Origin of the sequence: Actinoplanes sp. NBRC 101535 (assembly GCF_030269225.1) — a bacterium.
Classification (GTDB): domain Bacteria; phylum Actinomycetota; class Actinomycetes; order Mycobacteriales; family Micromonosporaceae; genus Actinoplanes; species Actinoplanes rectilineatus.
In genome coordinates, this window is record NZ_BSSY01000003.1 from 1 (window position 1) to 22656 (window position 22656).

Annotated in this window: 15 protein-coding genes and 1 rRNA gene; 9 read left to right on the plus strand and 7 right to left on the minus strand. The window is 70.9% G+C overall.

Annotated features, from left to right (window positions below):
* Positions 1 to 9: 9 nt before the first annotated feature.
* A 5S ribosomal RNA gene (gene rrf / locus QSK32_RS09035) occupies positions 10 to 126 on the plus strand.
* A 356-nt stretch (positions 127 to 482) separates the two neighbouring features.
* Here rrf and QSK32_RS09040 read toward each other — a convergent pair.
* Entirely contained in the window at positions 483 to 1466 is a 984-nt protein-coding gene (locus QSK32_RS09040) for a hypothetical protein (RefSeq protein WP_285471651.1), read from the minus strand.
* A gap of 74 nt (positions 1467 to 1540) precedes the next feature.
* Between QSK32_RS09040 and QSK32_RS09045 the strand changes: the two genes are divergently transcribed.
* The 3 genes from QSK32_RS09045 to QSK32_RS09055 are packed head-to-tail and all read left to right on the plus strand — an operon-like array spanning position 1541 to position 5937.
* On the plus strand, positions 1541 to 4180 hold the full coding sequence (locus QSK32_RS09045; protein WP_285471652.1) for a valine--tRNA ligase: 2640 nt from the start codon (positions 1541 to 1543) through the stop codon (positions 4178 to 4180).
* A gap of 39 nt (positions 4181 to 4219) precedes the next feature.
* The gene (locus QSK32_RS09050) at positions 4220 to 5545 is read left to right on the plus strand and encodes a bifunctional folylpolyglutamate synthase/dihydrofolate synthase (protein WP_045748444.1); all 1326 of its coding nucleotides are present in this window, start codon (positions 4220 to 4222) and stop codon (positions 5543 to 5545) included.
* On the plus strand, positions 5542 to 5937 hold the full coding sequence (locus tag QSK32_RS09055) for a DUF4233 domain-containing protein (protein ID WP_045748443.1): 396 nt from the start codon (positions 5542 to 5544) through the stop codon (positions 5935 to 5937). The genes QSK32_RS09050 and QSK32_RS09055 overlap by 4 nt, the downstream gene beginning before the upstream one ends.
* A gap of 77 nt (positions 5938 to 6014) precedes the next feature.
* Here the strand turns inward: QSK32_RS09055 and QSK32_RS09060 are convergent, their stop codons facing one another.
* Entirely contained in the window at positions 6015 to 10010 is a 3996-nt protein-coding gene (locus QSK32_RS09060; RefSeq protein ID WP_285471653.1) for a VOC family protein, read from the minus strand.
* A gap of 151 nt (positions 10011 to 10161) precedes the next feature.
* Between QSK32_RS09060 and ndk the strand changes: the two genes are divergently transcribed.
* Positions 10162 to 10581 (plus strand): nucleoside-diphosphate kinase, encoded by a 420-nt coding sequence (ndk, locus tag QSK32_RS09065; RefSeq protein WP_285471654.1) that lies wholly within the window; start codon positions 10162 to 10164, stop codon positions 10579 to 10581.
* Between the two features lie 257 nt (positions 10582 to 10838).
* On the opposite strand, the gene QSK32_RS09070 is transcribed toward ndk, so the two are convergent.
* Genes QSK32_RS09070 through QSK32_RS09085 form a run of 4 tightly spaced genes read right to left on the minus strand, consistent with a single transcriptional unit; the run spans position 10839 to position 14479 of the window.
* Positions 10839 to 11624 carry an ABC transporter permease gene (locus QSK32_RS09070; RefSeq protein WP_285471655.1) on the minus strand — a complete coding sequence of 262 codons (786 nt, stop codon included), beginning with the start codon at positions 11622 to 11624 and terminating at the stop codon, positions 10839 to 10841.
* The gene (locus QSK32_RS09075; protein ID WP_045743421.1) at positions 11621 to 12391 is read right to left on the minus strand and encodes an ABC transporter permease; all 771 of its coding nucleotides are present in this window, start codon (positions 12389 to 12391) and stop codon (positions 11621 to 11623) included. The genes QSK32_RS09070 and QSK32_RS09075 overlap by 4 nt, the downstream gene beginning before the upstream one ends.
* Complete coding sequence (locus QSK32_RS09080; RefSeq protein ID WP_083449119.1) at positions 12388 to 13431, minus strand: ABC transporter ATP-binding protein; 1044 nt, start codon at positions 13429 to 13431, stop codon at positions 12388 to 12390. Before QSK32_RS09080 ends, QSK32_RS09075 begins: the two co-directional genes overlap by 4 nt.
* 28 nt (positions 13432 to 13459) lie before the next feature.
* Complete coding sequence (locus QSK32_RS09085; RefSeq protein WP_045743420.1) at positions 13460 to 14479, minus strand: ArsR/SmtB family transcription factor; 1020 nt, start codon at positions 14477 to 14479, stop codon at positions 13460 to 13462.
* Positions 14480 to 14538: 59 nt separating this feature from the next.
* Here QSK32_RS09085 and QSK32_RS09090 point away from each other — a divergent pair, with 59 nt between their 5' ends.
* The 3 genes from QSK32_RS09090 to QSK32_RS09100 all read left to right on the plus strand — a co-directional run bounded on the left by QSK32_RS09090 (position 14539) and on the right by QSK32_RS09100 (position 20397).
* On the plus strand, positions 14539 to 16065 hold the full coding sequence (locus QSK32_RS09090) for an alkaline phosphatase D family protein (protein ID WP_285471656.1): 1527 nt from the start codon (positions 14539 to 14541) through the stop codon (positions 16063 to 16065).
* A 376-nt stretch (positions 16066 to 16441) separates the two neighbouring features.
* The gene (gene ileS / locus QSK32_RS09095; protein ID WP_285471657.1) at positions 16442 to 19558 is read left to right on the plus strand and encodes an isoleucine--tRNA ligase; all 3117 of its coding nucleotides are present in this window, start codon (positions 16442 to 16444) and stop codon (positions 19556 to 19558) included.
* A 164-nt stretch (positions 19559 to 19722) separates the two neighbouring features.
* Complete coding sequence (locus tag QSK32_RS09100; protein ID WP_045743417.1) at positions 19723 to 20397, plus strand: lysophospholipid acyltransferase family protein; 675 nt, start codon at positions 19723 to 19725, stop codon at positions 20395 to 20397.
* On the opposite strand, the gene QSK32_RS09105 is transcribed toward QSK32_RS09100, so the two are convergent.
* Entirely contained in the window at positions 20388 to 21536 is a 1149-nt protein-coding gene (locus QSK32_RS09105) for a hypothetical protein (protein ID WP_157411099.1), read from the minus strand. The genes QSK32_RS09100 and QSK32_RS09105 overlap by 10 nt on opposite strands.
* Positions 21537 to 21839: 303 nt before the next feature.
* Here QSK32_RS09105 and QSK32_RS09110 point away from each other — a divergent pair, with 303 nt between their 5' ends.
* Complete coding sequence (locus QSK32_RS09110; RefSeq protein ID WP_045743416.1) at positions 21840 to 22637, plus strand: alpha/beta fold hydrolase; 798 nt, start codon at positions 21840 to 21842, stop codon at positions 22635 to 22637.
* Positions 22638 to 22656 lie beyond the last annotated feature (19 nt).

Consider the following 22656-nt stretch of genomic DNA (forward strand, 5'->3'; position numbering starts at 1 on the left):
GAAAGGTGTTTCGGTGGTCATAGCGGAGGGGAAACGCCCGGTTACATTCCGAACCCGGTAGCTAAGCCCTCCAGCGCCGATGGTACTGCACTCGGGAGGGTGTGGGAGAGTAGGACGCCGCCGGACTTAACGTTGAGAAAGGCCCACCCTTCGGGGTGGGCCTTTCTTCGTTTCCGGACTTTTTCCGTTCTGGACCCGTTTTCACAGGGTGATTCTGACAGCGTTTTCCGGCTGCAGAGAATACGAGCTGGGACGGTGTGGGGCGTGGGATGACCTCCTCCGGGCGGTCAGGCTCGATCCCCGCGTAGGCCATTCCACGCCCCACACCGTGCCTACCTGATCAGGCCAGCGGCCTTCCCCGCGCACTCTTTCTTGCCGCATCGCGGCCGTCGCCTGCACCCTGTCCGCTGCCACGAGAACGCCGGCTCGGCCTCGGTGAGACCTTGCCGGCGTCTGGTGTGTCGCTCCGTACTGGAGGAGGGTCAGCTTCGGGTCTGGGTGGCTGTGCGGATCTGGCGCATCAGTGGGGGGACGTCGGCCTCGGCGTACTGGGGGAACATGGCCAGGGCCAGGCTTCCGTGGTCGGACCAGCCGCAGACGGCCATGTCGACACCGTCGGACTTGGTGGTGCCGCACTTCATGACGCCGCCCAGGTCGCCGGGATCCACCGACTTGAGGCTTGTCACGGCGCCCTCGTCGTCGGCGATCAGGCTGAAAGCGTTGTCGAGTTCCTTCTCCGGGGACCACAGGAGGGTGGTGCCCCCGAAGAAGAGCACGTTCTTGTCCTCGGGCGTGCTGTAGACGCCGCCCACCGTCTTGTCGAGCTGCACCTCCGCGGAGAGTGCCCCGCGCAGGTAGTCGGCGGTGGCCGTCGCGTCCTCGCTGTCGTCGAGCACCAGGTCGGCGATCTGCGGGGGCGTCGAGAGCGTGGTGTGGCGTTCGGAGTTGATCTGCCAGCCGACGTAGGCGAGCATGCCGCCGCCGGCCAGGACCACCACCAGCAGGACGGCCAGCACGATGGTGCGGACGTTGCTCGGGCGGGCCGGCGTCTCAGCGGGCTGGTCGGACTCACCGGCCAACAGGAACGGGCCGACGTCGATCTCGCCGGGCTCGCCTTGCGCGGGGGCGTCGCCGGGAGCGTCGTCCGAGGTCACCGACAGGTCGCGGAGGCCGTCGTCAGGCCCGGTGGAGGGGTTGTCCTGCCAGAGTTCGACGCCGTCGTGCTCGTCGCCGTCCGGAGCCGGGGTCTCGCCCTGACGCCATCCGGGGCGCTGCTGCTCGTGGCCGTCAGGGTGTGCCTCGGGGTCGTCGAGCCCGTCGGGATCGGGCCTGTCGGCGACCGGGGCGACGGGGTCGGTGGTGCGGGTGGCGCCGATCGCGTCGAAGGGGTTGAAGGCGGGGCGCTCGGTGTCCGGCGCCGCCGCGGGGTCGGCATGGGAAGGCGTTTGCTGACCGCGGTCCGACATCAGGCGAGCCTACCGTCCCCCACGGGTGGAGGTGCGAATACCGGGCGCTCGGCGGGGCTCCGTAGACTTGTCGGGTGACCGATGAGACCGAACCCCGTACCCCCGACAGCCGGCCAGCCGGTGGCCTATCCGCCCAGTACCAGCCGGGCGAGGTAGAGCAGCGGCGGTATGAGCGTTGGGTATCGGAGGGTTACTTCACCGCCGACCCGACCAGCGACAAGCCACCGTTCACCATCGTCATCCCGCCGCCGAACGTGACCGGTTCGCTGCACATCGGCCACGCCCTCGACCACACCATCCAGGACGCTCTCGTCCGCCTCAAGCGGATGCAGGGGTTCGAGGTGCTGTGGCTGCCCGGCATGGACCACGCCGGCATCGCCACGCAGAACGTGGTCGAGCGCCAGCTGGCCGAGCAGCAGCTGTCCCGCCACGACCTGGGCCGGGAGAAGTTCGTCGAACGGGTCTGGGAGTGGAAGGCCGAGTCCGGCGGCACGATCCTCGGGCAGATGCGCCGTCTCGGCGACTCCGTCGACTGGAGCCGTGAGCGCTTCACGATGGACGAGGGCCTGTCCCGGGCCGTGCAGACGGTGTTCAAGCGGATGTTCGACGACCAGCTGATCTACCGGGCGAACCGGATCATCAACTGGTGCCCGCGCTGTCTGACCGCGCTCAGCGACATCGAGGTGGAGCACACCGACGACGAGGGCGAGCTGGTCTCGATCCGCTACGGCGAGGGTGCGGACAGCATCGTCGTCGCGACGACGCGTGCCGAGACGATGCTCGGTGACACCGCGGTGGCCGTGCACCCCGACGACGAGCGTTACCGGCACCTGGTCGGCACCGAGGTGGAGCTGCCGCTGACCGGCCGGCGCATCCCGATCGTGGCGGACGAGCACGTCGACCCGGCGTTCGGCACCGGCGCGGTCAAGGTGACCCCGGCGCACGACCCGAACGACTTCGAGATCGGCCAGCGGCATGGGCTGCCGAGCCTGGCAGTGATGGACGAGCGCGCCGTCATCACCGTACCCGGACCGTTTGAAGGTCTTGATCGTTTTGAGGCGCGTCCGGCGATCGTCGCGGCGCTGCGGGCGCAGGGCCGGATCGTCGCCGAGAAGCGGCCTTATCTGCACTCGGTGGGCCACTGCTCGCGCTGCAAGACCACGGTGGAGCCGCGCCTGTCGCTGCAGTGGTTCGTCAACACCACCCCGCTGGCGAAGGCGGCCGGTGACGCCGTGCGCGACGGCCGGGTGACCATCGAGCCGGCCGAGCTGTCCAAGCGGTACTTCGCCTGGGTCGACAACATGCACGACTGGTGCATCTCCCGGCAGCTGTGGTGGGGCCACCGCATCCCGGTCTGGTACGGCCCGAACGGCGAGATCGTCTGCGTCGGGCCGGACGAGCAGCCGCCGTCCGGTGAGGGCTGGCGCCAGGACGAGGACGTCCTGGACACCTGGTTCTCCTCCGGCCTGTGGCCGTTCTCCACGCTGGGGTGGCCTGCGAAGACCGCCGAGCTGGAGAAGTTCTATCCGACCAGTGTCCTGGTCACCGGCTACGACATCCTGTTCTTCTGGGTCGCCCGGATGATGATGTTCGGGCTGTACGCGATGGACGGCAAGCAGCCGTTCGACGTGGTCAACCTGCACGGCATGGTCCGCGACCAGTTCGGCAAGAAGATGTCGAAGTCGTTCGGCAACGTCGTCGACCCGCTCGACTGGATCGAGCGGTACGGTGCCGACGCCACCCGCTTCACGCTGGCCCGCGGCGCCAACCCCGGTTCCGACGTGCCGATCAGCGAGGAGTGGTGCCAGGGCTCCCGCAACTTCTGCAACAAGCTGTGGAACGCCACCCGGTTCGCGCTGATGAACGGCGCCACCGTGGAGGGCCCGCTGCCCGACAAGGCCGCGCTGTCCGCGATCGACAAGTGGATCCTGTCCCGGCTGCAGCACACCATCGCCGAGGTCAACGAGCAGTTCGACAGCTACGAGTACGCGAAGGTCTGCGACACGCTCTACCACTTCGCGTGGGACGACGTCTGCGACTGGTACCTCGAGCTCAGCAAGCCGGTGCTGGCCGGCGAGGGCGCGGCGGCAGACAACACCCGCCGGGTGCTCGGCCACGTGCTCGACCAGCTGGTGCGTCTGCTGCACCCGGTGATCCCGTTCGTCACCGAGGAGCTGTGGATCGCGCTGACCGGCGGCGAGACCGTGATGCGGGCCGCCTGGCCGGCCGTCGACCACGACCTGGTGGACGGCGGTGCCGAGGAGGAACTGGCCGCCCTGCAGAAGGTGGTCACCGAGGTCCGTCGCTTCCGGTCCGACCAGGGCCTCAAGCCGAGCCAGCGGGTCACCGCGGCGCTCACCGGCCTGGGTAACGTCGGCATCGACACGCACGAGCCGCTGATCCGTTCCCTGGCCCGGCTCGACGTGCCCGGCGCCGACTTCACCGCCACCGCGACGCTCGCCGTCACCGGCGGCATCACGGTCGACCTGGACACCCGCGGTGCCATCGACGTCGCGGCCGAGCGGGCCCGCCTGGAGAAGGACCGGGTGGCCGCCGAGAAGGAGGCCACCCAGTGCCGGGCCAAGCTGAACAACGAGGCGTTCGTCGGCAAGGCCCCGGAACAGGTGGTCGCGAAGATCAAGGACCGGCTGGCGGCCGCGGAAGCGGACCTGGTCCGCACCGCCGACGCGCTGGCGGCACTGCCGTCCGCCTGAACCGGCGGCGGTCCGGCGACAGCTGAGAGAAAGAAGAGCATGACCGAGTACACCGAGGTCGAAGCCGCGCTGGACAAGCGCGGCTTCACCCGCATGGTCTTCGACATGCAGAAGATCCGGGACGTGATGGACGTGCTGGGCAGCCCGCAGCGGGCGTACCCGTCCGTGCACCTGACCGGCACCAACGGCAAGACGAGCACGGCCCGCATGATCGACGCGCTGCTGCGGGCGCACGGCCTGCACACCGGCCGGTACACCAGCCCTCACCTGGAGAGCGTGCGGGAACGGATCAGCCTCGACGGTGAGCCGATCTCCGAGGAGCAGATGGTCGCCACCTACGACGAGGTGGCGCCGCTCGCCGAACTGATCGACGCGCGCAACCCGGAACCGCTGACCTACTTCGACATGACCACGGCGATGGCGTACGCGACGTTCGCCGACGCCCCGGTCGACATCGCGGTCGTCGAAGTCGGCCTGGGCGGCGAGGAGGACGCGACGAACGTCATCGAGGCGGGCGTCTGCGTGCTCACCCCGATCGGGTTGGACCACACCGAGTGGCTCGGCGACACGATCGAGGACATCGCCTGGCACAAGGTGGGCATCATCCACCAGGGCGCCACGGTGATCACCGCGCTGCAGGAGGAGGACGCCATGCGGCCGATCCTGGAACGCTGCGCGGACATGGGCGCCACCCTCGCCCGCGAAGGCAGCGAGTTCGGCGTGGTCCAGCGGACCCAGGCGGTCGGCGGGCAGGTGCTCGTCCTCCAGGGCCTCGGCGGCGTCTACGAGGAGGTCTTCCTGCCGCTGTTCGGCGCGCACCAGGCGCAGAACGCGGCACTGGCCCTGGCGGCCGTCGAGGCGTTCCTCGGCGCGGGCCCCGACAAGCAGCTGCAGATCGACCTGGTCCGGGAAGGCTTCGCCGAGGTGGACTCGCCGGGCCGCCTCGAACGGGTCCGCAGCGCGCCGGCGATCCTGCTGGACGGCGCGCACAACCCGCACGGCATGGCGGCGACGGTCACCGCCCTGGAGGAGGAGTTCTCCTTCCGGCACCTGGTGGCGGTACTGGCGGTGCTGGGCGACAAGGACGCCAACGGCCTGCTCGAACTGCTCGAACCGGTCGCGGCCCGGATCGTGGTCACCGAGAACAGCTCGCCCCGGTCGATGCCCGCGGAGGAACTCGGCCGACTCGCGATCACGATCTTCGGTGAGGACCGGGTGACGATCGCCGAGACCATGCCGGACGCCATCGAAGAAGCGGTCGTCCTGGCCGAGGAGGACGCCTCCGGCGAGATGAGCGGCGTCGGCGTGGTGATCACCGGCTCGGTGGTCACCGTCGCCGACGCCCGGAAACTGCTCAAACGATGACCGAGCCGGAGAAGGACGCGATGACCGTCGAGAGCGACGCCCCTGCCGCGGTGCGGCGCTCCGGTCTGAAGAATCCCGAGGCTGCGGTACGCGGACTCGGCTCCGGAACACTGGCCCTCGAGGCGATCGTGCTGCTCCTGGCGATCGCCCCGCTGAGTGTTTTCGCCGGTGACCGTCGCGGGCCGGCGATCGGGACGGTGCTCGCCCTGACGGTGCTGTGCGTGCTGCTGGCGGGAGTGATGAAACGCAGCTGGGCGTGGAACGGTGGCACGCTGATCCAGGTGCTGCTGCTCGCCGGCGGGTTCCTGCACTGGTCGCTGGCGGCGCTCGGCGTCGTCTTCGGCCTGGCGTGGGCCTACGCGACCCATGTGCGCCGCAGCATCCTGGGCTGATCGTTCTCTGCGCTTCGGTGCCGTTGTGAAAGGGCGGGAGACCATCGTGGTCTCCCGCCCTTTTCTCGTACGCTCGGTCAGCCGATGGCCCGCCACTGGGTGATGGCGATGTTGTGGTTGTCGGGATCCCGGAAAGTGGCCGACCAGAGTTCCAGTTTGTCGCCCCGGTTCACGGCCCGCGGCGAGTGCACGAACTTCACGCCCTTGGCCACGAGCTCCGCGTAGACGGTGTCGACGTCGCCGACCTCCAGATTGAGGTAGATCAGCCGACCCGCCTCGACCGACAGGTTGTGCACGGTACGCAGCACCAGCCGGGTGTCACCGGACGCCAGCACGGTGCTGCTCTCCCCGCTGTCGATCTCGAAGAACCCGAGCATGTCCCGGTAGAAGACGGTCGACCGGGCCAGATCGGTGACCAGCACGGTGATCCCGACCCCGTGGATGGCGCCGCCGGGGCCGGGGCGGGCGCTCGGATAGCCGGTGATGATGTCGCCGGCGCGGTCGTCCGGCTCGGAGGTCCCGAAGTCCCCCCACGGTCCGCCGGCCGTCCGCCGGCCGTCCGCCGCCGCGCCCTTGCGGGCCTCGGCGTCGCCGGAGTCGTCCTGACCGGCCTCGCTCTCGCCGGTGTCGGTCTTGCCGGCCGCGTTCTTGTCGGTGTCGGTCTCGCCGGCTTCGTTCTCGTCGGTGTTGGTCTTGCCGCGTTCGGTCTCGAGTCCGGATTCGGGGGAGGCATCCGTCTCGGACGGCTTCTCGGCGCGAGAGGCCGGCGGGATCGGGACAGCCGCTGTGGTGGCGGTGTTCCCCAGGGCTGAGGGCTCTCGAGCCGGGATGGCGGCCGCTGAGGTGCTCTCCGGGGCTGCGGGCTCCGGGACCGCGGTGGTGTTCCGCGTAGGGCCCGGGAGCGGTGTAGCGGCTGCGGTGGTGCCTTCCGCGGGCTCCGGGAGCGGGATGGCCGCCGCGGGGGAAGCCGTATCCGGGCGGCCCGGCTCCGGGAGGGGGATGGCGGCGGCCAGGAACGACGAATCCTCCCCAGCCGGGATGGCTGGATCCGGAGAGGGGTTCGTGTGGGGAGCCGCGTGCCGTGGGACGTGGGACTCCGCGGAGGTGTCCGTCTCGTCCGCGTGAACGGGAATGGCCGTAGCCGCAGAACCGTGGACGGGTCTGGCCGGGTCATCCGCAGATGACCCGGTCGGCTGGGCGGGGATGGTCTCGGCGGGGGGAGCGATGATGCCGTCGGCCATGGCTGCTGCGGCTGCGGGGCGGAATTCCGGTGCGGGCTCGGGGTAGTCGTCCAGCGGAATGTCGACCTGATCGTCGAGAGGGATGTCGATCTGGTCGGTCGGGGGCCGGTCGTCGGCGCGGAGCGGTGATCGGCCCGGATCGGACGGGGCCACTGCCGAATCGGACGCCGCCGGGTTGGACGCCGCCGGGTTGGACGCCGCCAGGTTGGACGCCGCCAGGTTGGACGCTTCCGGATCGGACGTCGTCGGGCCGGGCGTTGCGGTGCTGGACGCTGCGGGGCCGGACTGGGGCTGATCGGATGCTGAAAGGCTGGAACGGGGCGGGCCGGATTGCGGGGTGGGTCCGGACGGCGGCCGGGTGGACGGGGTGGGGGCGGTCGGGAACGGTCTGTCCGGTTCCGGGGCCACGGGTGGGGCGGAGACCGGCCTGGGGGAGGACAGGGTCGTCGCCGGGGTGGGTTCCGGGCGTGGACGGGGCTGCGGGCGGTCCTCGGAGGGTTCCGGACCGGGGACCGGCGCGGATCCGGTGGCGAGCACCGTCGCGTTCTCGCTGCGCGGCCGTCCGCCGACCGTGCCCTGCCGTGAGCTGTCTGTCGAGCTGTCTGCCGGGTCGACGGCGTGACCGTCCGCCGAACTGTCCGTAGGGCCGTTTGCCGGGCGGCCGGCCGCGTTCCGGGGCGAGCCGTTCACCGCGTCGTCTGCCGAGCCGTTCACCGCGTCGTCTGCCGGGCCGTGCGCTGCGGTGCCGGCCGGGTCGTCGACGGGGACAGCGGCAGGGGCGGACTCGCCGGCGGGCGACGGCGGGGTGGCGCTGCCGGGCCTGATGGCCCACGGCGGGACGTCGTCGGGGTCGTCGGGGAAGTCCGCGGGGGTGCTGCGGGCCGCGTGCGGTGACGGCTGTTCCACGGTGGGGGATTCGCCGGGCTGCATGATGAAGCGGGTGCCGCCGGGTGAACGACGCCGGAAGACCGGCTCGGGTTCGGGGGGTGGTTCGGTCCAGGTGGGAGGTTCGGTCCTTCGGGGCCGGCCGGTCTGCGCGGACTGGCTCGGGCTGCCGGACTCGGTCGCCTCCGAGGAATCGGCCGGGACATGGCTCACCGGTCCACCGGACTCGTCTGACTGGGCAGACCGGGCGGCAGGGGCGGAACCCTCCGGAGCGGCCGCGGGGGTGGCGTCGTTGCGGGTGGCGGGTTCTGCGGTGCCGGCGGAGTGGGAGCGGATCGGGGCTGCGGCGGTCCAGGCTGTGGTGGAGAGACCGGATGACGCGGGGCGGTCCTGGTCATCGAGCGGGAGATCCAGTGGATCGTCGGCCTGAGGTGTGCCGGTGTTCCGGAACTCCGCCTCCCGAAGCCCCGCCTCCCGGTCCCGGGAACCGGCATTCAGGAGACCCGCATCCCGAGACTCCGCATCACGGGAGCCGCCATTCCGGGATCGGGCTTCCCACGATCTTGCGTCCTGAGACTCGGCATCCGCCGTCTCCGCGTTTTGGGAGCGCGCGTCCTGGGAGCGCGTGTCCGGGAAGTCCGGGGCCGGGGCGTCCGGGGCCGGGGCGTCCGTGGGGCGGGCGGTGGACGGGCCTGCGCCGGTGCGGCGGGTGTCGGACGACGAGGTCCTCTGTGCCGGCGGGCGCGTGGTGACCAGGGGCGTACTGGGGGCCGACGAGGCGACGTGGGACTGCTCGTCGTCTGTCGGCGGGGTGTCGCCGGGCGTGGAGGCGTAAGGGTCCTCGTCGCGCTCGACTGTCGCGGTTGCGGCGCCGCCTCGGGGGCGGGGACTGGGCCGGGCGCCCGGCGGTCGTGTGGTGCCCGGGCCGCCGGCCGAGCCGCGTGTGGACGAGCCGGGACCGGACCACGGTGAGCCCGGAGCGCTGCCGGAGGGACGGTCGTCCTCGGCCGCGGAACCGGAGCCGGGCCCATAGCCGGAGCCGGGGTCGGAACCGGGCCCGTAGCCGGAGCCGGGGTCGGAGCCGGGTCGGGAGCGGGATCCGGGCGCGTGGTCGGAGGCGGACCGGAAACCGGAGTCGGGGTCGGTGCCGGGGGTGAACGGGTCGTCGGCCGGGCCCGGCGGGGTGTGGGCCGCGGTCGCCGGGCCGGGCGCCTGGCCGAAACGGGTGCCCCCGGCGCGCCGGGGCAGGGGCTGCGGGTCCTCGTCGGAGCCGACGACCTGGCCCTCCAGTATCGGGCCGGCGGGCGTGTCGCGGACCACCACGGGGGTGGCGCGGCTGGTCATCCGGTGTGGCGGCTGCGGCGGGGGCGGCGGCTCGTCGGCGTCGACCGACCAGTCGCGTTCGCGGCCCTCCCACGGTGCGGGGCCGACCGCGCCCAGCACGTCGTCGTCGATCTCGTCGTCGGCGTAGTCGGCCGGCGGCGGCGGGGGTGGCGGGTCGCCGCCCTCGGCGCGGGCCGGCGCGTCCTTCCAGTTGACCCGGACGCGGCGGGTGTCGTCGACGTCGACCGAGATGGGCACGGTGGCGCCGGGGACCGGCCATTTGGCGACCGGGATGCGGGACTCGCGCAGGGTGGTCTCGAACGTGCCGAGGCCGGGGGCGATCACGATGACCGCGATGTCGGCCCGGCCGTATGCCGCCGAGACCGGTGGCGGCGGGATCGACTTGACCTCGGCGTTGCCGACCACGGTGGCTCTCCCGCCGCGGCGGGAGACGTTGAGGAGCGCGAGGAGTATCGCGAGCACGAGGACGGCCAGGCCGAAGAAGGCGACCGCCCAGCTCGACATGCCGAGCCCGAAAACGATCACAAAGACCGCGAGCGTGCCCATCACCGCCGCCACGAGCTTGCGCGCCGGAGCTATGGGCCTGCCGCCCTGGTTCGCCACTGTGGACCTCCCGGTTGTTCCCGTCAGGTTATGACCCCCGGTGGCTCGGCGAAAGTGCGGGCAGTCCGGGGATCGCCACTCACCGTTCGTGGCGGTACCGATAGGCTGATGGCCCCGCGTGTCGGCTAGTAGTGTCAACGGAGGATCCCGCGTGTCCAGCAACACCGAGCGTTCGCTCGTGCTCATCAAGCCTGACGCGGTGCGTCGCGGCCTGCTCGGCGACATCCTTTCCCGTTTCGAGCGCAAGGGGCTGCTCGTCGACGCGCTCGAGTTGCGCACGATGGACGCGGCTCTCGCTGACGAGCACTACGCCGAGCACGTCGACAAGCCGTTCTACCCGCCGCTGAAGGATTTCATGACCAGTGGCCCGCTGGCTGCCGTGGTCCTCTCCGGAGACTCGGTCATCGAGGTGGTCCGGGCCATGATCGGCGCGACCGACGGCCGCAAGGCGGCCGCCGGCACGATCCGCGGCGATCTGGCGCTCTCCAACCGGGAGAACCTGGTGCACGCGTCCGATTCCCCGGACAGTGCGAAGCGCGAGCTGGCCATCTGGTTCCCGGGTCGGTTCTAGACACGTTTCATGGTCAGCGTCCGTGTGGTGACTTCGGGTGCTCAGCGCGCCCGTATTCACCACGCCCCACCACGGGTGTGGTGACTTCGGGTGCTCAGTGCGCCCGTATTCACCACGCCCCGCCACGGGTGTGGTGACTTGGGGTGCTCAGTGCGCCCGTATTCACCACGGTCCACGACGGGTGTGGTGAATACGGGCGCCCAGCGCGCCTCAAGTCACCACGCGGACGGGCTTCATGACCTGACCACGGAACGTTTCTACAGGGTCTCCAGGCTGGCCCGGCGCCGCGACTCCGCCTCGAAGATCTTGAGGAGGAGCACGGCGAGCAGGGCATAGCCGGTTCCGACCAGCAACTCCGCTCCCAGCGCGGGCGCGGCCGCACCGAGCCCGCGTCCCGCGGCGAGTGTCCGGGCCGCCTCCGCCGCGTGGGTGATCGGCAGGAACTCGCCGACGGTGGCCATCCACGGGGGCAGGCCGCTCCGGGGCACGTTCACGCCGGTGAGCAGGAGCAGCAGGCTGGCCGCGACGTTCGACACCACCCACACGTCACGGAACCGCAGGCCCACCGCGCCCAGGGTGAGTCCGAAGAACGCGCAGGCCAGCGAGCCGGTTGCCAGGGCCAGCACGATTCCGGGCAGGGCGGCGAGGGGGATCCGCAGACCGAGCGCCGCGGTGCCCACGGTCAGCGTGAAGGCCGCGATCAGGAGACCGTTCCCGGCGTACGGGAGAACCCGCCCGGCGAAGATGGCGGTGCGGCTGCGCGGCGACAGCAGGACATGGCCCAGGGTGCCGTAGCGGCGTTCGTTGCCGACGGCCAGCGTCCCGCCGAACACGCAGGCGGTCGAGGCGGCCAGCACCGCGTTGCCGACGATGAAGAAGCGGTCGTCGGCGACCTGCAACTGTCGTCCGAGGTACGCGAAGAAGATCAGCTGGAAGGCCGGGCCGGCGAGCAGAGTGCCGGCGTACATGGCGGGCGTGGTCCAGTTGAACAGGGCCCGGTAGGCGAGGGCGCCACCCGTGGTGACGAGCCGGACCGGGTTCATGACAGCGCCAGGGTGGCGGTCACGCGGGCGCGACGCTCGAACACGGTCAGGCAGTAGCCGCCGACGACCAGGCACACGGCGCCGATGGCCAGGCAGATCCCGATCGACGGCCAGACCGGCCCGCCCACGGTCGCCTCACGCAGCGCCCGGGCACCCCAGGTGGTGGGCAGCACGGCCGCGACCGGGAGCGTCCAGGACGGCAGCACGGTGATCGGCACGAGCATCCCGGAGAGCAGCCAGATCGGGTAGTCGAGCGGGTTGGCCAGCGCGTTGGCGTTGCGCAGCAGCACGAACGTGGAGGCCAGCAGCAGGCCGAACATGCCCAGTCCGAGGACGCAGGCGACGGCGGCGGCGAGGAACGCGGCCGGGTGCGCGAGTTCGATCCGGATGCCGTAGACGATCCGTCCCCAGGCGAGTGTGGCGAGCAGGGCGTACATGCCGGTGACGGCGGTGGCGGCGGTGATCGGCAGGATGACCGTGACCGGCCGCCGCGGCGCCAACATGATCATCTCGAGGGTGCCCTGCCAGCGCTGGTTCTGGATGGCCCCGCCGGAGCCGGTGAGCACCGACGCCCAGATGCCCATCAGGCCGGCGCCGACCGCGGCCTCGATCAGCCGGTGCGAGCCGTCGCCGGAACGGAACAGGTGGACGGCGAGGGTGGCCTGGACCAGCGGGACGATCAGGGCCATCGCCACCTCGAACGGGGAGCGGCTGAGGTGCTTGGCGTGCAGCAGGGTGCCGATCGCCAGCATGCGCAGGGTCGTCATGACGCGTTCACGATCGCCACGTACGCGTCCTCGAGGGTGGGTTCGCGGCTGGTGACCCGGCCCAGCCGGATCCCGGACAGCTCGCGCAGCACGTCGCCCTGCACGTCCACGTCCGTGTCGGACTGGACGGTCAGCAGCTGCTGCGTGCCGCGCGCCTCGACCGCGGTCTCGCGGACGCCGGGCAGTTCCCGGAGGGCGGCGAGGGCGGCGTCCGGCACCCCGTAGGCCTCGATCTCCAGCACCCGCCGTCCGTCGGCCCGGCGCCGCAGCTCGGCCGGGGTCCCGAGGGCCTGGATGCGGCCGCCGGCGATGACCGCGATCCGGTCGCAGAGTTCGTCCGCCTCGGCCATGTAGTGCGTGGTGAGCACGATCGTGGTGCCGTTGGCGGCCAGGCCGGCCACCGTGCGGCGCAGTTCGCGGGCGGCCACCGGGTCCACCCCGATCGACGGTTCGTCCAGGAACAGCACCTCGGGACGGTGCAGCAGGCCGCGGGCGATGTGCAGGCGCTGGCGCATACCCCGCGAGTAGCCCTCGACGCGTTCGCCTTCGCGGCCGCGGAGACCGACGAGTTCCAGCAGTTCGGCGATCCGGCGCTTCTGCTCGCGGGCCGGCACCGCGTAGAGCTCGGCGAAGTAGCGCAGGTTGTCCAGCCCGGACAGCCTGTCGTAGAGACCTCGGTCGCCGCCGAAGACGTACCCGATGCGCCGCCGCACCTCCCGGGTCTGGGTGACCACGTCGTAGCCGCCGACCCGGGCGGTGCCGGCGCTCGGGATGAGCAGTGTGTTGAGCATCTTGATGGTGGTGGTCTTGCCGGCGCCGTTCGGCCCGAGCAAGCCGAAGAGTTCGCCGCGCCGGACGCTCAGGTCCACGCCGCGGACCGCGTCCACCGTCTGCAGGCGGGGCCGCAGCCAGCCGGTACGGGTCCGGTAGGTGCGGGACAACCCCTCGGCCTCGATGGCGAAGTCACTGCCGGCTCGGGTCGAGGGGGACAGTGCCGGCGGGGGTGGTGAGGGGGCCGTGAGGGTGTGCTCGCTGTCCATGCCGCCGAAGGTAGGCGGGACCGGGCGGTCAGGAAACGGATTCGGCTCCGGCCGAATCGTCGCCGAGCAGGGTCACCAGGGCCAGCCCGGCCGGTTCGAGACCGTAGAGGACCCGGCGGCCGGCCCGGCGGCGGTGCACCACCCCGGCGGCCAGCAGCCCGGTCAGGTGTTCGGAGACCGTGCTCGGGGCCAGGCCCAGCGCGCTCGCCAGTGCCGTCGTGGTGGCCGGTGTGGTCAGGGCGCGCAGGATGACGGCCCGGCCCCGGCCGAGCAGGATCGCCAGCCGGTCGTCGTCCGCGGCGGCCACCGGCGGGGCCGCCTCGGCCAGCAGCGCGGCGCCCCGGGCCTGGTAGGTGACCATCATGATCTCGGGGTGGTCGGTGGAGCAGCTCAGCGCGCCCCGGGAGAAGATCAGCGGGACCAGGAGCAGCCGCTTGTCGGTGGCGACGACGTCCCGGTCGAGGTTCTTGACCAGGGTGAGCACCGGACGCTCCCAGCGGATCCGGTCGTGCAGGCGGGCGAGCAGCGAGTCGGGGCCGTCGGCGGCCAGCGCCCGGGCCCGCAGCAGGACCTCCTCGTCGAGGGCCGCGCGCATGGCAGGCCAGTACGGTGCGATCGCCGCGGTCCAGTAGGTGCCGAGTGCGGTGGCGAGCCGGTCCAGGGCCGCCTGCCGGTCGTCGCGGAACGCCGTCAGACAGTTCGGCAGGTCGCCGTCGGGATGGTGCCGGGCGAGCTGTTCCTCGATCAGGGCGGCCGGGGTGTTCCGGATCTGGTCGAGCTGATCGTCGATGGTGGGCACCGCGACCTCGGGCACCGGGTCGAGGAAGTCCGGATAGGATCCGTCGAGCCGGTTCAGGTAGAGCGAGAGCGGCTCGAGCGACGGGTCGGTGCGCAGGATCTCCCGGGCCCGGGCGGCCCAGGCCGTGTACGGCCACGGCACCTCGGGGTTGCGGCGCAGCAGGTAGAGGCCGCAGATCAGCTCACCGAGCGGGCTGATCGCGATGCGTGTCCGCGCCAGCGTCGGTTCATCGATCTCGATCCGGATCACGGGGTGAAGTTTAGGGCCTGGACACCCGGCTGCCATCTGCGATCGATAGGCATCAGGACATGAGCTCCCTTTCCCGACGGAACCTGCTGCGGGCCGGACTGGCCGGCGGCGTCGCCACGGCGGCCCTGCCCGCTCCGGCGCTCGCCCTCGGCGGTGCCCGGCCCTTGATCACCCACGGCGTACAGAGCGGCGACCCGGCCGGCGGCACGGCCGTGGTCTGGAGTCGCGCGGACCGTCCCGGCCGGCTCTGGGTGCAGACCAGCCGGCGTCCGGACTTCCGCGGCTCGCGGGTGATCCGCGGTCCGATCGTCACCCCGGAGACCGACTTCACCGGCAAGGTGCGGTTGCGCGGGCTGCCGGCCGGCGAGCGCCTGTACTACCGGGTCAAGGTGGAGAGCCTGGACCGGCCGGGACTGTTCAGTGTTCCGGTGACCGGCGAGCTGACCACCGCGCCCACCGACCGCCGGGACGTGCGCTTCGTCTGGACCGGGGACGTCGCCGGTCAGGGCTGGGGCATCGATCCCGCCTTCGGCGGCATGCGGATCTTCGAGTCGATGCGGCGCCGCCGGCCGGACTTCCTGCTGCACAGCGGGGACACGGTGTACGCCGACGGCCCGCTCGCCGAGAGCGTGACTCTCCCGGACGGCCGGGTGTGGCGCAACGTGCTCACCGACGCCAAGCTCAAGGTCGCCGAGACGCTCGACGAGTTCCGCGGGCAGTACGCGTACAACCTGCTGGACGAGCACTACAGGCGGTTCGCCGCCGAGGTCCCGCAGATCAACCAGTGGGACGACCACGAGGTCACCAACAACTGGTACCCGGGGGAGATCCTGGCCGACGACCGGTACACCGAGAAGCGGGTGGACGTGCTCGCCGCCCGGGCCCAGCGGGCCTACCACGAGTGGGTGCCGGTCCCGGGCTCGACCGCTCCGATCCACCGGAAGATCTCGTACGGCCCGCTGCTCGACGTGTTCGTGCTGGACATGCGGACGGTCAAGGACGCGAACGACGGCAACATCTACGCCGATCCGGCGCGCGGGCTGCTCGGGGCCGAGCAGCGGCGCTGGCTGATCGACGGTCTGCGGCGCAGTCGCGCCACCTGGAAGGTGATCGCCAACGACCTGCCGATCGGTCTGGTCGTGCCGGACGGGGCCGCCGCCCAGGAGGGTGTGGGGCAGGGCGACCCGGGTGCGCCCAAGGGCCGGGAGCTGGAGTTCGCCGAGGTGCTGCGGTCGATCCACCGGCACGGGGTGCAGAACGTGGTGTTCCTGACCGCGGACGTGCACTACACCGCGGCACACCACTACGACCCGTCGCGGGCGGCGGTCCGGGACTTCACGCCGTTCTGGGAGTTCGTGTCCGGGCCGGCCCATGCCGGAGCGTTCGGCCCGAACGCGCTGGACGCCACGTTCGGGCCGGAGGCGGTGTTCGTGCACGCGCCGCCGGCCGCGAACACGTCGCCGGCGAGCGGGTTCCAGCATTTCGGCGAGGTGCGGATCGACGGTGGATCGGGCACGTTCACCGTCGATCTCCGCGACCGTGACGGCGTCAGCCTGTGGTCGGTCGTTCTGCGGCCCGGGCGATGACCCGGCAGCTCAGCCCGGAGGCGGCGGCAGAGGCGTGACCGGCGACGGCGGTCGCGAGGGAGGCACGGGACTTCTCGCGACGCGTACCCCCACATGAATTTGATCTTGGAAGTTGATCGTCGGGGGTAATGCGGATGAAGGAATCCCGGGGTGGCCGGTATCGTTGTGCTCCGACGCAGGCAGCGAACCGGCCATCACCGGGGAGCCTCCGGAAGAACGGGTCTTTCTCGGAAGATCCTGGTAGAACCGGGCGGACCGGCACGCGCGACAGGCCGGCGAATGAGCGGGCGCCCCCGAGGCGTCAAGCGAGGTGGTACCGCGGGCTGATTCCAGCTCGTCCTCGCAGTCACGTGATGTGAACTGCTTGAGGAGAACCATGGCCTACCCGAAGCACACCGACGCCACCGGCGTTCCGGCGTCCCCGGACCTGCCGGCGGTCGAACGCGCGGTCCTCGACCACTGGACGGCGGACAAGACCTTCGAGGCGTCCGTCGCGCAGCGCCCGGCCGGGGAGAACGGCGACAACGAGTACGTGTTCTACGACGGCCCGCCGTTCGCCAACGGCCTGCCGCACTACGGGCACCTCTTCACCGGTTACGTGAAGGACCTGGTGCCGCGGTATCAGACGATGCGCGGCAAGCACGTCGAGCGGCGGTTCGGCTGGGACACCCACGGGATGCCCGCCGAGATCGAGGCGGAGAAGCAGCTCGGCATCACCACCAAGGCGCAGATCGTCGAGCTGGGCATCGACAAGTTCAACGAGGCCTGCCGCACGTCCGTGCTGGCCTACACCAAGGACTGGGAGGGTTACGTCACCCGCCAGGCCCGCTGGGTGGACTTCGAGAACGACTACAAGACCCTCGACCCCAGTTACATGGAGTCGGTCATGTGGGCGTTCAAGACCCTGCACGAGAAGGGCCTGGTCTACGAGGGATTCCGCGTCCTGGCCTACTGTTTCCGGTGCGAGACGCCGCTGTCGAACACCGAGACCCGGATGGACGACGTCTACCGGGACCGGACCGACCCGGCGCTGACCGTGCTCTTCCGGCTTTCGACGGGCGAGGACATCGCGGTCTGGACCACCACGCCATGGACGCTGCCGTCCAACCTGGCGCTGGCGGTCGGGCCGGACATCGAATATGTCCTTCTCGAGAAGGACGGTCACCGCCTGTTCGTCGGCGCCGGCCGGGTGGGTGCCTACGCCAAGGAACTGGAGGGGTACGAGCAGACGGGCACCGTCCTCGGGCGCGAACTCGTCGGCCGCCGCTACACGCCGCTCTTCGACTACCTGGTCGAGCCCGCCGGGGAGAACGCCTTCCAGGTGCTCGGCGCGGACTTCGTGACCACCGAGGACGGCACCGGCGTGGTGCACATGGCGCCCGCCTTCGGTGAGGACGACCAGAACGCCTGCAACGAGGCCGGCATCCCGACCGTGGTCACCGTGGACGAGCGGACCCGGTTCACCTCGCTGGTCCCGGACTACCAGGGCCTGCAGGTCTTCGAGGCGAACAAGCCGGTGATCGCCGCACTCAAGGCGCGGGGCGTGGTGCTGCGGCACGACGCGTACACGCACTCCTACCCGCACTGCTGGCGCTGCGACACCCCGCTGGTCTACAAGGCGGTCTCGTCCTGGTTCGTCGCGGTCACCGCGTTCCGGGACCGGATGGTCGAGCTCAACCAGCAGATCACCTGGACGCCGTCGCACATCAAGGACGGCTCGTTCGGCAAGTGGCTGGCGAACGCCCGGGACTGGTCGATCTCCCGGAACCGGTTCTGGGGCTCGCCGATCCCGGTCTGGAAATCCGACGACCCGCAGTACCCGCGGGTGGACGTCTACGGCTCCTACGAGGAGTTGGAGCGCGACTTCGGCGTGCGGGTCACCGACCTGCACCGTCCGCACGTGGACGAGCTGACCCGGCCGAACCCGGACGACCCGACCGGGCAGTCCGTGATGCGGCGCGTGCCGGAGGTGCTGGACTGCTGGTTCGAGTCCGGGTCGATGCCGTTCGCCCAGGTGCACTACCCGTTCGAGAACAAGGACTGGTTCGAGGACCACTACCCGGGTGACTTCATCGTCGAGTACATCGGGCAGACGCGCGGCTGGTTCTACACCATGCACGTGCTGGCCACGGCGCTGTTCGACCGCCCGGCGTTCCGGAACTGCCTGAGCCACGGCATCCTGCTGGGCGAGGACGGCCGGAAGATGTCGAAGTCGCTGCGCAACTACCCGGACGTCTACCGGGTGTTCGACTCCTACGGGTCGGACGCGATGCGCTGGATGCTGATGTCGTCGCCGGTGCTCCGGGGTGGGGACATGCCGGTCACCGAGGTGGCGATCCGGGACTCGGTGCGTCAGGTGCTGCTGCCGCTCTGGAACGTCTGGTACTTCTTCAGCCTTTATGCGAATGCATCGGGGTACGAGGCGAGGTTCCGGACTTCGTCGGATCACCTGCTCGACCGTTACGTCCTGGCCAAGACCGGCGAGCTGGTGGCGGACGTGCAGCGCCAGATGGACGAGTACGACATCTCCGGTGCTGCCGCTTCGGTGCGGTCGTACCTGGACGCGCTGACCAACTGGTACGTCCGCCGCTCGCGGGACCGTTTCTGGGCCGGTGACCAGGACGCGTTCGACACCCTGGCGACCGTGCTGGAGACCCTGTGCCGGGTGGTGGCGCCGCTCGCGCCGCTGACCAGCGAGGAGATCTGGCGTGGCCTGACCGGTGGCCGCTCGGTGCACCTGACCGACTGGCCGTCCGCGGACGCGTTCCCGGCCGACCACGAGCTGGTCGCCTCGATGGACGCGATCCGGGACGTGGCGTCGGCGGCGCTGTCGCTGCGCAAGGCGAAGGGCCTGCGGGTCCGGCTGCCGCTGGCGGCGCTGACCGTGGCCAGCGGGTCGGGTGCCTCGCTGACCGGTCTCGGTGACCTGCTCAAGGACGAGGTCAACGTCAAGCAGGTGGTCTTCACCGACGACGTGGCCGCGTACTGCCAGCAGGTGCTGACGGTGGTTCCGCGGGCGCTCGGCCCCCGGGTCGGCAAGCAGGTCCAGCAGGTGATCAAGGCGGTGAAGAGCGGCGACTGGCAGCTCGTCGACGGCGCCCCGGTCGCGGCCGGCGTCACCCTCGCCGAGGGCGAGTACGAGCTGAAGCTCGTCGCCGCCGACCCGGAGAACTCCGCGCCGCTGCCGGCCGGTGCCGGTGTGGTCGTGCTGGACACCGTGGTCACCGCGGAGTTGGCCGCCGAAGGCGTGGCCCGTGACGTGATCCGCGTCGTGCAGCAGGCCCGCCGGGACGCGGACCTGGACGTCAGCGACCGGATCGACCTGGTCCTGTCGGCCAGTCCGGTGGTGCGGTCGGCGGTCGAGACCTTCCGCGAGTTCGTGGCCGGTGAGACCCTCGCCACCTCACTCGATTTCGGGGATCTCGGCGGCGCCGGCTTCACCGGTGAGGTCGGTGAAGGGGAGCAGGTGGCCGTCAAGGTCACCGCCGTGTGATTCATCACGGTCGCATGAATCAGCCGAAAGGCCCGGATGTTCGCCTGGTGGGGGCGAATGTCCGGGTCCCGGCCCAAGATCACTAGGTTCATCGGGCGCCGCGTCCGATAACCTCACAGCACCCCGCTCCCAACTTCGCACTGTGTGTATTTCCGGAGGACGCGTTGCCGCTGCTCTACTCACTCGCCAAGGTCACCATCGGTACGGCCTTGATGACGGGCTGGCGGCCGACCGTCGAAGGCCTCGAACACGTGCCGCGCACCGGGGGAGCCATCTTCGCCGGCAACCACCTCTCCGTCGCCGACGAGCTGTTCCTCGGCGCGGTCGTGCCCCGCCACCTGGCCTTCTGGGCCAAGTCCGACTACTTCACCGGCACCGGGGTCAAGGGCTTCCTCAACCGCAAGATGATGGAGGGCGTCGGCGCGATCCGGGTCGAGCGGGCCGGCGGCCGGGCCGCTCTCACCGCCTTCGACGCGGCGATCCCCGCCCTCGCGGCCGGCGACCTGGTCGCGGTCTACCCGGAGGGCACCCGCTCACCGGACGGCAAGCTCTACCGCGGGCGCACCGGGGTGGCCCGCCTCGCGGTCGCCGCCGGGGTGCCGATCATCCCGGTCGGCATGCAGGGCACCGACAAGGTGCAGCCGATCGGCCGGCTCTACCCGAAACTGATGCGCGACACGGTCACCATCCGGGTCGGCAAGCCGATCGAGACCGCCGGGCGCTCCGACGACCGGACCTCGCTGCGCGAACTGACCGACCTGGTGATGAGCGAGATCCAGAAGCTCACCGGCCAGGAGTACGTACCGCGCTACGCCCCGAAGCGGCCCGATCAGATCTGATCGGTCAGGAACCGCGGCAGGTACTTCGGGGTCAGCACCTCGGTGCGCAGCCGGGCCACCAGCTCGGCGCTCTCGTCGATCGACCGGCGGGTGAGCACGGCGGTGGCCATGCTGCCGTGGTCGGCCCACGCGCACACCACCACGGCCGAGCCGTCCAGCCGGCCGATGCCGCAGCTCTCGTGCACGCCGGCGTCACCGGAGTCGTAGACCACGATGTTCTTCAGCTTCAGGTCGCCGGACAGGCTCGCCAACTGCTCCTCCACGTCGGAGCCCGGGGTGAACCGCCATCCGGTGACACCGAACAGGGTGACCCGCTTGCCGTTGCCGTCGCCGTAGACCCCGGCGAACGCGTCACCGGTCGCACCGGCCGCGGAGAGCTGCTCGGCCAGGCGCTCGGCGGCCTGCCGGCCGTTGTCGCGCAGCTCCAGGTCGGAGAAGGACGGCGGCAGCACCGCGCTGACCGGGAACTGCCGGACCGCCGGGAACTGCCAGTAGGCCAGCGGGGCGCCGCAGCACAGCACGAGGGCGAGCGCGGAGGACGTGGTCAGCCGGCGCAGCCAGCGGCGGCGCCGGGGCCGGGGCCGGGACAGCGGTGGCGGCATCGGCGGGCGCGGCTGCACGGGGGCGCGCTTCTGCGGCGCCGGCGACTCCTTCCACCAGCGGGGCTTGGCGGGTGCGCGCGGCGGCAGCCCGGTGCCGGCGGGCGGCGGCGGGTAGGTGCCCGGGCTCGGGATCGCGGTCTTCTTCTCCGTGCGGGCCGCCTTCAGGGCCTCGGCGGCGGCCTTGAGAGCCTTCTCCTTGACCTCTCGGGCCTTCTCCTTGGCCTCCTGCGCCGCGGGGATCACCACGCGGGTCGGCGGCATGTCGACTGCCGGTGCGGGCGCCTCCGGCCAGACCGGGGTGTGCTCCTCCGTCTGGTCGGCCCAGGGGTCGACGGCCGGCACCGCGGTGCGGTCGTCGAAATCGGGCGCCGGCCCGGCGACCTTGTCGCGCAGCCGGGACCACACCGATCGGCGGGGTTCGGTCGCGGGGATCGGCGCGGCGCCGCTCCAGCGTGCCGGCGGCAGTGTCGCGGTGGCCGGTTCGGCGGCATCCTCGATCCGGGTCGTCTCGGGCGTGTCCCGGGCACTCTCGGGCATCCCCGCGACCGGAGTCGATTCTTCCGGCTGGTCGGCCATTCTCGTGTTCTCCTCCCGCGCGCTCTCTAATCCCAGGTTAGGCATGGTGTGCCACTAGGACGGCGATGCCGGATCCGGACGGTGGACGTGAATGCCGGACAAGGAGGGCGATGTGCGGAACGCTCCGGAGTCGTATGGTTACCCGGACTTGTCATCTGACCTGTCCACCGAAGGTGGATAGTGCCGGTCGTCACCCTGTGGTTTTCCGTTCGGTCACGTGCTATTGGGAGGAGGGGCGCCGCCCTCGGGGGCGCCACTAACAGCATGAGCACCACATACAGAAACGCCGTCTCGACGCTCGGTTCCGACGCCGGACAGCCGATGCTCTTCGCCCACGGGTACGGCTGTGACCAGAACATGTGGCGCCTGGTGACACCGGCCTTCGAGAAATCGCACCGGATCGTCCTCTTCGACCACGTGGGCAGCGGCAAGTCCGACCTGTCGGCGTACGAGGACTCCCGCTACGCCGACCTGAGCGGCTACGCCGACGACATCCTGCAGATCATCCACGAGCACGACCTGCACGACGTGGTCTTCGTCGGCCACTCGGTGAGCGCGATGATCGGGGTGCTGGCCGCGGTCCGCGAACCCGAGCGGTTCGCCTCGCTGGTGATGGTCGGCCCGTCCCCGCGCTACATCGACGACGAGCAGGATGGTTACGTCGGAGGCTTCAGCGCGCCGGACATCAGCGAACTGTTGGAGTCGCTGGACAGCAACTATCTGGGCTGGTCCAGTGCGATGGCGCCGGTGATCATGGGAAACCCGGAGCGCCCGGAACTCGGCGAGGAGCTGACCAACAGCTTCTGCCGGACCGACCCGGCGATCGCCAAGAAGTTCGCCCGGGTCACCTTCCTCTCCGACAACCGCAAGGACCTGCCCCGGCTGCGGGTGCCGTCGCTGATCCTGCAGTGCGCCGATGACGTGATCGCCCCGACAGCCGTCGGCAGGTACGTTCACCAGCACACTCCCGGCAGCACCTTCGTCGAGATGAACGCGACGGGGCACTGTCCGAATCTGAGTGCTCCGGAGGAAACGGTTGACGCGATCAAGTCCTGGTTGTAGACAGCGGGCATGATCGGCG